Raw genomic sequence first — 13,821 nt, forward strand, 5'->3', positions numbered from 1 at the left:
CAGCTCCTCGGAGCGGGCCGACCACCCTCGGGTCTGCCGTGCCGGCCACCACGTGGCCGTGCTGCGCTGAGCCGTCCGCTCCCCTGGGGCGGACGGCCGCTCTACAGGGCGGTCTCGGCGTCGTCGCCCTCCAGGAGGCTGCGGTACCCGATCAGCTCGATGCCCAGCAGGCGTCCCCTCCGGTCGAGGTCGAGGACCACCTCGCCGCTCAGGCGAGCGTCGTCGACGACGATCTGCCGGACCGCCTGCCCCTCCCCGATGTGCTGGAGCGCGATGTAGGCCGCGTCGACCTCGTCGTCGACCGTGATCACGACCCGGTCCTCAGCCACCGGACCCCACATCCTGTTCACGGTCCTCCCGCTGTCCCGGACGACGGTCTGCCATGCCTCGCACCTCTTTCTCCGACTGCTCAGGTCACGCGCAACCGGCCCGGGCCGCCGGTAGCGGACCCGCTCGCGGACGATGCGACGACCGGAGACTACCGCCTGGCGCTCGCCCCGGGTCAGGTCTCCCCCCTCCCCGAGACCGCGCCCGCCACCCCCGGCGCAACGTCGCGCGGCCGGTGACGCCGGGCCAGGGCCGGGCCAGGCCGAACCCAGCAAGGACCGAGAGCGCCCCGCGCGCGGACACCCGGTGATAACGTCACGGGGCCGTCGATCCCTGGCATCACGGCCGCCGGTCCTCGCTCAGCGACCGTGCTCCCCCGCCGACGTCCCCAGGAGCTCCGCCCGATGACCGCGCCCGACGCTCCCCGCCCCACGCCCGAGCAGGCCCGCGAGGTCGTCGCGCGGGCCGACGAGGTCGCCGCGCTGCTCTCGGGACTCACCGGGGCGCCTGCCCGGTTCCGCGAGCACGTGCGCACCGCGTTCGGGTCGAGCCAGCAGGACAAGGTCCTGGGCGAGCTCTCGGCGATCGGGGTCGAACGCCTGCGCGAGGTCAGCGGCGAACGACTGCGCGTGGGCCGCCTGGTCGACGGGGGCGTCACGACCGTGGGCGACGTGCTCCGTGCGGGACCCGCCGGACTCGAACGTCTCCCCGGGATCGGGCCGCAGACCGCGACGCACTGCCTCGCTGCCGCAGCCCAGATCGCCCAGGCCGTCCAGGAGACCCTGCGGTTCCGGATCGACGACGCCCCGGGCGACCCGTTCACGACCGGCCTCGTCCAGGCGCTCGCGGGGCTCGACGCCGCGCGCACGGCCGCCACGGTCCACCGGCAGGTGGTCGTCACGTTCATCGAGGGGCACTCGGAGCACCGGGTCGCGGCCCAGGAGGCGACCCGAGCGGTCCGGTCCTTCTTCTCGCTGCCCGCGCGACGCCGTCGGGCAGCGGACGCCGTGCACGAGCTCGCCCGGCTCGCCCAGGACGCCGAACGGTCCGGGGCCGTCGCGGCCGCCGGGCGCGTCGCCGCCCTCGACACCGCCCCGGTCGACGCCTTCGAGGCGTGGACCGACTTCCGGGCGCGCTCGGCGACGTACTACGCGCTGCTCGACGACGTCGTGGCCATCGGGCGCGACCTCCAGGCGACCGAGGGCCACCTGCCGCCCGAGCTCCTGGCCCGCGTGGACGACCAGCCGCTCGACCAGTCGCTCCTGACCGCCTCGCTGCGCGGGTACCAGGTGTTCGGGGCGCGCTACGCGCTCGCGCAACGGCGCACGATCCTGGGCGACGAGATGGGGCTCGGCAAGACCGTGCAGGCCATCGCCGCGATGGCGCACCTCGCCGCGGGCGGGGCGACGCACTTCCTCGTCGTGTGCCCCGCGAGCGTCATGACGAGCTGGGTGCGCGAGGTCGGGCGGCACTCCACGCTGCGCTCGCTCGACGTCCACGGCCCCGAGCGTGCCGAGGAGGCCGCGCAGTGGGCGCGCGAGGGCGGCGTGGCCGTGACGACGTTCGAGCAGGTCGGGCTCCTCCCGCTCGACCTGCCCGCGCCCGCGCTGCTCGTGGTCGACGAGGCGCACTACGTCAAGAACCCCGAGGCCAAGAGGTCGCAGGCCGTAGCCGCCTGGGCCGGACGGACCGAGCGCGTGCTGTTCCTGACCGGCACGGTCATGGAGAACCGCGTCGAGGAGTTCCGACGCCTCGTGGCCTACCTCCAGCCCGACGTCGCCGAGCAGGTCAGCGCCGCGCACGGCGCCGCGGGGGCCGAGAGGTTCCGGCTCGCCGTGGCCCCCGTCTACCTCCGGCGCAACCAGGAGGACGTGCTCGAGGAGCTGCCCGAGCTGCTGCAGGTCGAGGAGTGGGAGACGTTCGGCCCGGCCGACGGCGCCGCCTACCGCGACGCGGTGCGCGAGGGCAGCTTCATGGCCATGCGCCGGGCCGCGTACGCCGTCGACCACCCCGAGGACTCGGCCAAGGTGCGCCGGCTCGTCGAGCTCGTCGAGGAGGCCACGGGGAACGGCCGCAAGGTCGTCGTGTTCACGTACTTCCGCGACGTCGTCGACCTCGTGGTGCGCGCGCTGGGCGACCTCGCCGCCGGACCGCTCACGGGCTCGGTGAGCGCCACGAACCGCCAGACGATCCTCGACGAGTTCACGGCCTCGCCCGTGCCCCGGGCGCTCGTGAGCCAGATCGAGGTGGGCGGGGTCGGGGTCAACCTCCAGGCCGCTTCCGTCGTGATCCTGTGCGAGCCGCAGGTCAAGCCCACGACCGAGGCGCAGGCCGTCGCACGCGCCCACCGCATGGGTCAGGTCCGCACGGTGCAGGTCCACCGGCTGCTCGTCGCCGACACGGTCGACGAGCGCATGGTCGAGATCCTCGGCACCAAGGCCCGGTTGTTCGACGCCTACGCGCGGCGCAGCGTCCTGGCCGACGCGCTACCGGGCGCGGTCGACGTGTCGGAGGCACGGCTCGCGCAGACGATCGTCGCGGCCGAGCAGGCACGCTGGCTGGGCGGGGCCCCGGTCGTGGCGGGGACGGGCCCGACGGTCGCCCAGGGGATCGTCACGGACGACGAGGTGCGGGACTTCGACGTGCAGGACGCGCCGGTCGACGCGCCCTGGGGCGACGGCGGCGCCTGACCGGCACCCGGCGGGATCGCCGACCTGCGGCTCGCGGACGCCGTGGAGCGTGTCAGGTCCCCGCCACCTCGTCGGTCTTGAGGTCCTCGACGAACGCCCGGAACTCGTCGAGCTCCTCGGGGCAGTAGATCTCGATGATGAGCAGCTGCCCCTGGACCACGCGGCTGTCGGCGACGACGGGCCTGGCCCCGGGGCCGGTGGCCCCGTTCGCGAGCTGCGCGAGGAGAGTCGCCCGGCTGAGCGCCTCGTTGGGGTTCGCGCAGGCCGCTCCGCCGTCCTCGCCGAGGACCCGCACGACCTGGTCCTTGTCGGGGGTCCGTGCCCCGGCTTCCTCGAGCGCGGCGATCAGCTGGTCGGCCTTCTCGTCCGCGCGCGCCGTCTCCCGGACGACGCTGAACGCGAGCACGGCCCAGACGCCCAGGGCGATCAGGATCACGCACGCGCCGATGTAGATCCACCGACGTTCGTGTCGCGGCTGGCTCTCTGCCGGGGTGCTCACGACGCCACCTCCGTCGACTCCGCCTGCTTCCAGGACGGCTTGCGGAACCGGTAGAACAGGAAGGGCACGAACAGGCCCAGGCCCAGGGCCCCGCCGCCCACGATGAGGAAGTAGACCAGCGGGCTGCCCGAGGAGAACTGCGACGGCGGGATGAACCCGACCAGCAGCGCCGCCAAGGAGGCCGCGAAGCCGACCCCGCACATGCTGACGAGCATCGGCGCCCGGAACCCCCGCGGGTGGTCGGGCTGCCTGCGGCGCAGCCTGGTCGCCGCCACGAACATCAGCAGGTACATGATCAGGTACACCTGCGTCGTGATGACCGAGAAGATCCAGTAGGCGCTCGAGACGTCGGGGATCAGCGCGTAGGCGAGGCCGATCACGGTGGTCACGATCCCCTGGACCACCAGGATGTTCTGCTGGACACCGTTCTTGTTGAGCCGCTGCAGGAACGGTGGCAGGTACCCCTCCTGACGGGAGATCAGCAGCAGCCCCTTGGAGGGACCGGCCAGCCAGGTGAGCATGCCACCGAGCGACGCCGTGACCAGCATGATCCCGACGATCGGGGTCAGCCACTGCCATCCGAAGTTGGCGAACACCGCGTCGAAGGCCTGCATCACCCCGGCCGTGAGCGAGAGCTCCTCGGCGGGCACGATCCAGCTGATCGCCAGCGCGGGGAGGATGAAGATCGCCAGCACCATGCCCATCGCGAGGAACATCGACTTCGGGAACTGCTTCCCGGGGTTCTTCAGCGACGACACGTGGACCGCGTTCATCTCCATCCCGGAGTAGGACAGGAAGTTGTTGACGATGAGGACGAGGCTCGAGAGCCCGGCCCAGGCCGGCAGCAGGTTGTCGGCCGTCATGGGCGCCGCGGACTCGTTCCCCTGACCGAGGAAGACGACGCCGAGCGTCACCAGGACGACCCCCGGGATCAGGGTCCCGATGATGAGCCCTCCGCTCGCGAGACCCGCGACCCCCTTGGTCCCGCGCGAGGAGACCCACACGCCGGACCAGTACACGACGATGATCACGGCGGCCGTCCACACCCCGCTGCTGGCGAGCGCGGGGTTGATGACGTAGGCGAGCGTGCTCGCGACGAACCCCAGCAGGCTCGGGTAGTAGAAGATCGTCATGGCGAACTGGCACCACACCGCGAGGAAGCCCATGGGCTTGGAGATGCCCTCCGAGACCCACTTGTAGATGCCGCCGGTCCACCCCGAGGCGAGCTCGGCCGAGACCAGCGAGGTGGGCAGCAGGAAGACGACCGCGGGCAGCAGGTACAGGAACACGCAGGCCAGGCCGTAGACGGCCATGGTCGGCGCGGCGCGCAGGCTCGCGACCGAGCTGGTCGTCATCATCGCCAGCGCGACCCACGAGATCCACTGGGTGCTCGTCGCGCGGGTGCGGGCGGCCGGGACCGCCGCTGCCCCGTCGACGGGGAGGTCGGCCGGGACGTCGGCGGCGCTCATCGCGCGTCCAGGAGCAGGGCTTGCATGGTCATGAGTGCCTCCGTCGACGTCGTCGGTCAGGCCTTTGTTCGAGTGTGCAGCCCGCGGAACCCGGGGCACCTCATCCAGATCGCGTGAACCGTGCCCGCCGTCGAGGGGCGATATCTGCCGTTCAGCCCCGGTCTGGGCTGGTCTGCCCGGCCGTGGCCGAGGTCGGCAGGGTGAAGGAGACGGCAGCCGCCGCCGCAGCGGCGTCGTCGAGCGTCCCCTTCGTCGCGCGGTGGCGGCCGATCACGAAGGCCATGAGCACGCCGAGGAAGCTGAAGATCGCCATCATCCACGCGGCAGCCGCCAGCCCGGAGGCCAGGGCGTCGCTCTGTGCGGCCCCCGCGGCCGTCTGCGTCGCGATCGCGTTCCCGTAGATGGTGGCGGCCAGCGCCGTCGCGACCGCGGCCCCGACGTACCTGGCCATGTTGGAGATGCCCGAGGCCCCGCCGACCTGGTTCTCGGGCACAGCGGCCGTGGCCGCGGCCGACGCAGGGCCGTTTGACAGGCCCATGCCCACCGCGATCGCGACCAGCGGCAGCAGGAACGCGGTGTACGCCCACGCCGAGTCGACGAAGCCCACGATCACGAACCCGGCCGTCGTCAGGGCGAAGCCGAAGCCGATCGTCTGCCGACCGCCGATCCGCGCCGCGAGCCGCGGCACGAGCGGGGCGATCACCACGAGCCCCACGGTCGCCGGGAGCGTCGCGAGCCCCGCCTGGAGCGGGGTGAAGCCCAGGGTGGCGGGGTCCTGGAAGTACAGGCTCAACAGGTACATGAGCCCGTTGATCGTGCCCGCACCGATCAGGATCGCGATGGTCGAACCCACCAGGACGCGGTTGCGCAGGAGCGCGAGGTCCACGAGCGGGACGGCCACCCGACCCTCGACGACGACGAACCCGACCGCAGCCCCGATCGAGATCGCGAAGCAGCCCAGCGTGGCGAGCGAGATCCAGCCCCAGTCGCCGCTCTTGGTCACGCCGAGGATGAGGGGTGTGAGGGTCAGGGCGATCAGGACCGTGCCCGCGTAGTCGATCGTCCGCGGCCTGTCGGGGTCCCTCGACTCCGCGACCGTCAACGCCGTCAGGACCATGCAGAGGACCGCGATCCCCGCGTCGATCCAGAACAACCCCTGCCATCCGGTCGCGTCGACGAGCAGCCCGCCCACCAACGGACCGGCCGCGGCCCCCACGGCAGCCGCGGCTCCCCACAGGGAGACGGCCCGGAGCTGGGCGTCGCCCGAGTTCGCGACCGAGAGGAGGCTGAGCCCACAAGCGAGGATGGTCGCCCCCGCCGCTCCCTGGATGACGCGGCCGGCGATGACCATGCCCCCGGACCCGGCCAGCGCGATCATCACGCAGGACACCACGAACAGCAGCAGCCCCAGCTGGAAGACCCGGCGCCGGCCGAACACGTCACCCAACGAGCCCGACGTGACGATGACCGCCGCACCGACCAGCGAGTACCCGGTCACCGCCCACTGCAGCGTGGTGACGGACGTCCCGGTGTCCGCGGAGATCGCCGGGAGCAGGATGCTGACCGCCGACGTGTTCGCGTTCACCACCAGCGTCGAGATGCACGTGGCCGCGAGGACCCCGCCCGCTCTGGCCCCGACCTTCCCACCAACCTGCGCAGCGTCGCTCATCGCACTGCCTTTCCCGTGACCGGCTGGGGCAGGTACCCCTCACACACGGTAGGGCAGATGGTCGCGGCGCTCCTGTCGAACCGCGCGCGCGACTCACCCGGGCGAGGTGCGGGGCTAGTCGTCCCAGCCCATCCTCAGCACCTCGAACGACGTGGCGTGCTCGACGCCCATGCGCGTCCCGCCTGCCCGGCTCATGGTCGCGAGGAACTCGGACGGGTCGAAGTGCTCCCACCCGAGACCGGCGATGTAGGCGGCGTGCGCCCGGAGCGAGGCGACGCCCGCCTCGAACGTCCCGGTCACGTCGACGCCGTGGGCCGCGTCGGGGGATCCGGCGACCCAGACCTGCCGTACGCCTCCCCACGGCTCCAGGCCCGCCTCGACCTGGTCGTGGAAGACCCAGCGGTTGCCTGCGTCGCGCACCGCGTCGACGACCGCGCGGCCCGTGGCGATGTGGTCCGCCTGGTTGAGCATCCCGCCCGGGAAGGTCTCGCGGTAGTTGCCCGTGATGACGACCTCCGGGCGGTGCCGCCGGATCGCCGCCGCGACGGCCGCCCGCAGCGGCAGGCCGTACTCGAGCACGCCGTCGGGCAGGCCCAGGAACTCGACCTCGTCGACGCCGACGATCGCTGCCGACGCCACCTGCTCGGCCTCGCGCACCCCGCGTGCCTCGTCGGGGGCGAGCCCGTCGATCCCGGCCTCGCCGCTCGTGACCATGACGTAGACCACGGTCTTGCCCTGCCCGGTCCACCGCGCGACCGCGGCGGCCGCGCCGAACTCCATGTCGTCGGGATGGGCGACGACCGCGAGCGCCCGCGTCCAGTCCTCGTCGAGTGGGGTCAGGGGCGTCTGCGGTGGTTGCTCCATGCCTCCCACGGTAGGTCCGATGCGGCGTGCCGGCGCGGAGTGGCCCCGGTCGGTCGGGCTCGTCGCGTCCGCGATAGCGTGGACGTCCACCTCGGCGCAGCATCGGAAGGATTCCCGCCATGCCCCTCGGACCGAGCGCCCGTACCTCCCGCGAGACCACCGCGACACTCCACGACGGCAGCTCCCTCACTGTCGAGGTCACCGGCACGGGCCCGGCGGTCGTGCTCCCGGTCAACCCCGTCCCGGCCACGGGCCCCGCGGCCGACGAGCTCAGGAAGTGGGGTGTCGACCCTGCACTCGGCCGGACGCTGATCGACGCGCTCTCCCCCACCTTCCGCGTGGTCGCGGCAGACTACGAGGGTCACCGCATGGCCCGCCCGGCGGCCGGCACGCTGACCCCGGAGAACGTCACGGCCGACCTGCTCGCGATCGCCGACGCCGCGGGGGCCGAGACCTTCGCGTACTACGGCTACTCGTGGCTCGCGCTGCGCACGGACCGTCTGACGGCCTTGGCCATGGGCGGCTTCCCGCCCCTCGACGGACCGTACGCGGGCATGCTCGCGGTCACGCGTGCGACGCACGGCATGACGTCCGCCTCGCCCGCGGCGCCCCCTACCGAGCCCCCAGCCGGCCCGACGGCGGAGCGTGAGGCGAGCGACGTCGTCGGGCAGGAGGAGCGAGCGCGGGAGACGGACACCGCACCCCGTGCAGGGGGCGACGCGGCGACGGACCCCGAGGACTTCGACTGGGAGAGCTTCGACATGACGCTCGGCGAGGAGCAGACACGCCAGTTCGTGAGGCTCTACGAGGCGCTCGAGGGGTTCGACGACCGACGCGTCCTGGACCGCGTGACGTGCCCTCGCCTCGCGTTCGCCGGGACGGCCGACGAGATCGAGTACGGCGAGAGGTGGGGCGGGGTGCACGTGAGCATCGGCGGCGCGCTCGCCGCGCACGCCGACGAGCTGCGCGCCGCGGGCTGGGACGTGGAGCTGCTCGACCGGCTCGACCACACCCGGGCCATGCAGCCCGACGCGGTGCTGCCGGTGCTGGGGCCGTGGCTGACCTCGGTGCTCACCGGGGCATGAGAAGCGGCCCCCGGATCACAGGATCCAGGGGCCGCAGCTCACGTCTCGGGGGCGGGACGGTCAGTAGACCGTGAGGCCCTTCGCACGGAACTGGTCGCGCACGCGGTCGACCAGCTCGACGTCGGGAGCGGGGGTGTCGTTGAGCTCGTACTCGCGCCCGAGCGTCTCCCACTTGTCCCGGCCCATCTGGTGGAAGGGCAGGACCTCGACGCGCGTGACCGTGCCGGGCCGGATCTCGTTGAGCGAGGCCGCGTAGTCCGCGACGACGTCGACGTGCTCGGCCTGGTCGGTCAGTCCGGGGACCAGCACGTAGCGGATCCAGACCTCGACCGGGTGCTCGGCCGTGACACCGCCGGGCAGGCCCGACTCGGCGAGCCGTCGCCCGAACTTCAGGGTGGGCTCGAGCGCACGACCCGTGACCTTCTCGTAGGTCGCGGGGTCGCCCGACTTGACGTCGAGGAGCACCAGGTCGGTGTTCGCGAGCATCTCGTCGCTCAGGTTCGCCCCGAGGAAGCCCGAGGTGTCGAGCGTGGTGTGCACGCCCATCTCCTTGGCGCCCGCCAGGATGCGCGCGGCGAACGCGGGCTGCATGAGCACCTCGCCGCCCGAGAGGGTCAGCCCGCCCTTGGTGGCACGGAAGACCGGCAGGTACCGCTTGACGCGGGCCAGCAGCTCGTCGGCCGTGACCGGCTCGCCGTCCTTCATCTGCAGCGTGTCGGGGTTGTGGCAGTACAGGCAGCGCAACGGGCACCCGTTGAGGAAGACCGTCAGGCGCGTGCCCGGACCGTCCACCGCGGTCACGAGCTCCCACGAGTGGACCGAGCCGAGCTCGCCCGAGCGCATCATCGCGAGCTTGTCGTGCCGGTCGAGGTCCTCCGACGTCGAGAGGCCGGAGACCCCGGCCCCCGTCCGGCGGCGGGGGGCCTCCGGTGCGTCCAGGTCACTGTCGTGGCCCAGGGCGTCACCGGAGGTCCGCCACGGCAGCGGAGCCGAGGCGACCCCGTCGACCCCGTAGCGGGCGGCGGCACGCGCGGGCACCTGGCCGGCTGCGGGCGTCGAGAGAGTCGTCATGATGGTTCCGCCGTTCTGCGCTCAGAGAGCGCCGTGGAAGGTCCGCGAGAGGACGTCGAGCTGCTGCTCGCGGGTCAGCCGGACGAAGTTCACGGCGTACCCGGAGACACGGATCGTGAGCTGAGGGTAGTTCTCGGGGTGCTCCATGGCGTCCTCGAGGGTCTCCTTCACCAGCACGTTGACGTTCATGTGGTAGCCGTCGCCACCGACCGACGCGTCGAGCAGACCCGCGAGGTTCGCGACCTGCTCGTCCCGGGTGCGGCCCAGGCCGCTGGGGACGACCGTGTTGGTCAGCGAGATGCCGTCCTGCGCCTCGTTGTACGGCAGCTTCGCGACCGACAGGGCCGAGGCGAGCATGCCGTGCGTGTCACGGCCGTTCATCGGGTTGGCACCCGGGGAGAACGGCTCGCCCGCACGACGACCGTCGGGCGTGTTGCCCGTGGCCTTGCCGTAGACGACGTTCGACGTGATGGTCAGGACGGACTGCGTGGGCAGCGCGTCGCGGTACATCTTGTGCGAGCGGATCTTCGCCATGAACGACTCGACGAGCTCGACCGCGATCGCGTCGACCCGGTCGTCGTCGTTGCCGTAGGCGGGGTACTCACCCTCGGTCACGTAGTCCACGACGATGCCGCGCTCGTCGAAGACGGGCGTGACCTTCGCGTACTTGATGGCCGACAGCGAGTCCGCCGCGACCGCGAGGCCGGCGATACCGCAGGCCATGGTCCGCAGCACCTCCTTGTCGTGGAGGGCCATCTCGAGACGCTCGTACGCGTACTTGTCGTGCGACCAGTGGATGCAGTTGAGCGCCTCGACGTAGGTCTCGGCGAGCCAGTCCATGGTCTTGTCGAAGCGGGCACGGACGTCGTCGTAGTCGAGCGGCTGGCCCTCGGGCACGGGGGCCACGACGGGCGAGACCTGCTTGCCCGTGACCTCGTCCTTGCCGCCGTTGATCGCGTACAGGAGCGTCTTGGCCAGGTTCACGCGGGCACCGAAGAACTGCATCTGCTTGCCGACCGCCATGGGCGAGACGCAGCAGGCGATCGCGGCGTCGTCACCCCAGGCCGGGCGGATCTGCTCGTCCGACTCGTACTGGACGGCCGAGGTGTCGATCGAGACCTTGGCGCAGAAGTCCTTGAAGCCCTGGGGCAGGCGCGGGCTCCAGAAGACCGTCATGTTGGGCTCGGGGGCCGGACCCAGGTTGTAGAGCGTCTGCAGGAAGCGGAACGAGTTCTTGGTGACGAGCGGACGACCGTCGTCGCCCATGCCACCGATGGTCTCGGTGACCCACGTCGGGTCGCCCGAGAACAGGGAGTCGTACTCGGGGGTGCGCAGGAAGCGCACGATCCGCAGCTTGATGACGAAGTCGTCGATGATCTCCTGCGCCTGCTCCTCGGTGATGACACCGTTCGCCAGGTCGCGCTCGAGGTACACGTCGAGGAAGGTCGAGGTGCGGCCCAGCGACATCGCGGCGCCGTTCTGCTCCTTGACCGCGGCGAGGTAGCCGAAGTAGAGCCACTGGACGGCCTCGCGGGCGTTCGTGGCCGGGCCGGAGATGTCGTAGCCGTACGAGGCGGCCATGGCCTTGAGCTCGCCGAGCGCACGGATCTGCTCCGCGTGCTCCTCGCGCTCGCGCACGATCTTCTCGCTGAACGGCTGCGTGTCGAGGTCGAGCTTGTCGAGCTTCTTGGCGGCGACGAGCTGGTCGACCCCGTAGAGCGCGACGCGGCGGTAGTCGCCGATGATGCGGCCGCGGCCGTAGGCGTCGGGCAGGCCCGTGATGATGTGCGAGCTGCGGGCGGCACGGACGTTGGGCGGGTAGACGTCGAACACGCCCTGGTTGTGGGTCTTGCGGTACTCGCTGAAGACCTTCTTGAGCTCCTGGTCGACCGGGTAGCCGTAGGTCTCGAGCGCACCCTCGACCATGCGCCATCCGCCGTTCGGCATGATCGCGCGCTTGAGCGGGGCGTCGGTCTGGAGGCCGACGATGACCTCGGCGTCCTTGTCGATGTACCCGGGCGCGTGGGCCGTGATGCCCGCGGGCGTGTGCGGGTCGACGTCGTAGATGCCCTTCTCGCGCTCGGCGGGGAACATCTCGGAGAGCTTGGCCCAGATGCCTGTGGTGCGCTCCGTGGGCCCGGCGAGGAAGGAGTCGTCACCCTCGTACGGGGTGTAGTTGCGCTGGATGAAGTCGCGCACGTCGACCGTGTCCTGCCAGGGACCCGCGGTGAAGCCGGCCCAAGCGGGGACGGTCGCGTCGTCCTGGCCGCCAGTGGTGCTGCGAGCCTCGGAAATGCTGGTCATATCACTCTCCTCGACGTCCACGCCGCGCAGCCTGCGCGGCGGGGGTAAAGACCTTGGTCGACGCGGGAAATCCGTGCCGTCCTGCCGTTCTCCTTCGCCCTTTCAGGCTACGACCCCGAGAGGGTCCGGGGGTGGTCAAGACGCTGTCACCTGGCTCACAGGGTGAACCGTCGGACACTGGGCCACGCCCCGCGAAACGGCGGGATTGCAACCTTTCTGTCTGCTGGAACACCTCTCCAGGGCCCGACATTCCCGCTTGTGACAGTCTTCACATGACCCTTCCTTGGGCGTTCGACCAGTGACTACTCGGGACCAAAGTCCCTTGCGGAATGCACCTCGAGCACTTTCTTCCGCCACCTCGCCACGAGCACCCACGATACGGAGAGAACACCGACGCGGCATTTCCGCACCGACCATTCTCGGAATCGGCGCCCGGCCCTCCCCCGCGCGGCACCGTCACCCTCCCGGCCAGGGCGCGCGACGCCGTCGGGCTCCCTGCGTGCGAGGAGACCCCGGCGCGTGTGAGACTGCCTCGATGCGAACCATGGGAGTCGAGGAGGAGTTCCTCCTCATCGGACCGGACGGCGTCCCGACCGCCGTCGCCGCCGAGGTCATCGAGGCCGCGAGCACGAGCGAGCCCACCCAGGCGGGGCTCGGAGCATCGGGCGGCTCGGGGCCGGACCGGCCCGGCGACGCTCCCGGCGGGGAGCTCGAGCTCGAGCTCATGGAGGAACAGCTCGAGACCGGCACCCACCCGTGCGCCGACCTGTCGGACCTCGCCCAGGAGATCCGCGACGGGCGCGCGCGGGCCAACAAGGCCGCCGAGCAGCGCGACGCGCGCATCGTCGCGCTCGGCACCTCACCCGTGCCCGTGTCCCCCACGACCGTCGGGAAGCTCCGCTACCTCGAGGCGCGCGCCGCGTTCGGCCTCACGGCACGCGAGCAGCTCACGGGCGGCTGCCACGTCCACGTCGCGGTCGGCTCGGACGCAGAGGGCGTCGCGGTCCTCGACCGGATCGGCCCCTGGCTCGCCCCGCTGCTCGCCCTGAGCGCCAACTCGCCCTACTGGCAGGGCGAGGACAGCGGGTACGCGAGCTTCCGCTCCCAGGTGTGGTCGCGGTGGCCGACGGCGGGCCCCGCGCCCTCGTTCGGCACGCCCGAGGCGTACCGCGCCACGGTCGACGCGCTGGTCGGCACCGGGACCATCCTCGACACCGCGATGATCTACTTCGACGCCCGGCTCTCGGCGTCCTACCCGACGGTCGAGATCCGCGTCGCGGACGTGTGCCTCGACGCGGACACCGCGACCCTGCTCGCGGCCCTGGCCCGCGGGCTCGTGGAGACCGCGGCCCGCGAGGCGGACGCGGGCCTGGCGGCGCCCATGCTGCACCCCGAGCTCCTGCGCACCGCGTCCTGGCGGGCCGGGCGCTCCGGGATCGCCGGAGACCTCGTCTCGCCGCTCACGTGGAGGCCCGCGACCGCGCACGACGTCGTGGGGCAGCTCGTCGCCCACGTGCGCGAGGCGCTCGTCGACGCGGGCGACCTCGACGCCGTGACCGAGCTCCTCGGACGGCTGTGGTCGACGGGCGGTGGTGCGGGACGCCAGCGGGCGTGGTTCGCCGCGTCGGGCGACCTGCGCGCCGTGATCGAGCGGGCCGCCGAGGCGACGCTCGTCTGAGGCGCTGCGCAACCCGGCCCAGCCGGGGCCAGCCGGGGCCAGCCGGGCCCAAGGCCGAGCCGACCCGGGACGCAGGACGGAGTTGATCATGATGTCGGCGGTGTGCGGGAACCCGTCGGTGCGCCGGACCGCCTCGCCAGCGCCGGGACCGAAGGGCTCCAGCGG

10 protein-coding genes are annotated in these 13,821 nt (G+C 72.0%); 3 read left to right on the forward strand and 7 right to left on the reverse strand.

Annotation, left to right across the window (positions count from 1 at the left end; genetic code table 11):
• Positions 1-101: 101 nt before the first annotated feature.
• Positions 102-329, reverse strand: coding sequence for a DUF2283 domain-containing protein (locus ACFWFR_RS11175; protein WP_377623011.1), 228 nt, complete (start codon positions 327-329; stop codon positions 102-104).
• Between the two features lie 402 nt (positions 330-731).
• On the opposite strand from ACFWFR_RS11175, the gene ACFWFR_RS11180 reads away from it, so the two are divergent.
• Positions 732-3,017, forward strand: a complete 2,286-nt coding sequence (locus ACFWFR_RS11180; protein WP_377623012.1) for a DEAD/DEAH box helicase — start codon at positions 732-734, stop codon at positions 3,015-3,017.
• A gap of 52 nt (positions 3,018-3,069) precedes the next feature.
• Here ACFWFR_RS11180 and ACFWFR_RS11185 read toward each other — a convergent pair whose 3' ends face one another.
• The 4 genes from ACFWFR_RS11185 to ACFWFR_RS11200 all read right to left on the reverse strand — a co-directional run bounded on the left by ACFWFR_RS11185 (position 3,070) and on the right by ACFWFR_RS11200 (position 7,518).
• Positions 3,070-3,516: a hypothetical protein gene (locus ACFWFR_RS11185; protein ID WP_191804973.1), complete on the reverse strand. Its 447-nt coding sequence runs from the start codon at positions 3,514-3,516 to the stop codon at positions 3,070-3,072.
• Entirely contained in the window at positions 3,513-4,985 is a 1,473-nt protein-coding gene (locus tag ACFWFR_RS11190) for an APC family permease (protein WP_354505237.1), read from the reverse strand. Before ACFWFR_RS11190 ends, ACFWFR_RS11185 begins: the two co-directional genes overlap by 4 nt.
• 151 nt (positions 4,986-5,136) lie before the next feature.
• Complete coding sequence (locus ACFWFR_RS11195) at positions 5,137-6,654, reverse strand: MFS transporter (RefSeq protein WP_377623013.1); 1,518 nt, start codon at positions 6,652-6,654, stop codon at positions 5,137-5,139.
• 114 nt (positions 6,655-6,768) lie between these two features.
• Complete coding sequence (locus ACFWFR_RS11200) at positions 6,769-7,518, reverse strand: PIG-L deacetylase family protein (RefSeq protein ID WP_191804979.1); 750 nt, start codon at positions 7,516-7,518, stop codon at positions 6,769-6,771.
• A gap of 119 nt (positions 7,519-7,637) precedes the next feature.
• Here ACFWFR_RS11200 and ACFWFR_RS11205 point away from each other — a divergent pair, with 119 nt between their 5' ends.
• Positions 7,638-8,603: an alpha/beta hydrolase gene (locus ACFWFR_RS11205; protein ID WP_377623014.1), complete on the forward strand. Its 966-nt coding sequence runs from the start codon at positions 7,638-7,640 to the stop codon at positions 8,601-8,603.
• 60 nt (positions 8,604-8,663) lie between these two features.
• Here the strand turns inward: ACFWFR_RS11205 and pflA are convergent, their stop codons facing one another.
• Together pflA and pflB are read right to left on the reverse strand one after the other, a co-directional pair.
• Positions 8,664-9,674: a pyruvate formate-lyase-activating protein gene (pflA, locus tag ACFWFR_RS11210; RefSeq protein WP_377623015.1), complete on the reverse strand. Its 1,011-nt coding sequence runs from the start codon at positions 9,672-9,674 to the stop codon at positions 8,664-8,666.
• A gap of 21 nt (positions 9,675-9,695) precedes the next feature.
• Entirely contained in the window at positions 9,696-11,978 is a 2,283-nt protein-coding gene (gene pflB / locus ACFWFR_RS11215) for a formate C-acetyltransferase (RefSeq protein ID WP_191804985.1), read from the reverse strand.
• A 535-nt stretch (positions 11,979-12,513) separates the two neighbouring features.
• On the opposite strand from pflB, the gene ACFWFR_RS11220 reads away from it, so the two are divergent.
• Positions 12,514-13,656, forward strand: coding sequence for a glutamate--cysteine ligase (locus ACFWFR_RS11220; RefSeq protein ID WP_377623016.1), 1,143 nt, complete (start codon positions 12,514-12,516; stop codon positions 13,654-13,656).
• The last annotated feature ends 165 nt before the right edge of the window (positions 13,657-13,821 follow it).

This window comes from Oerskovia sp. NPDC060287 (assembly GCF_042726775.1).
Classification (GTDB): Bacteria; Actinomycetota; Actinomycetes; order Actinomycetales; family Cellulomonadaceae; genus Oerskovia; species Oerskovia merdavium.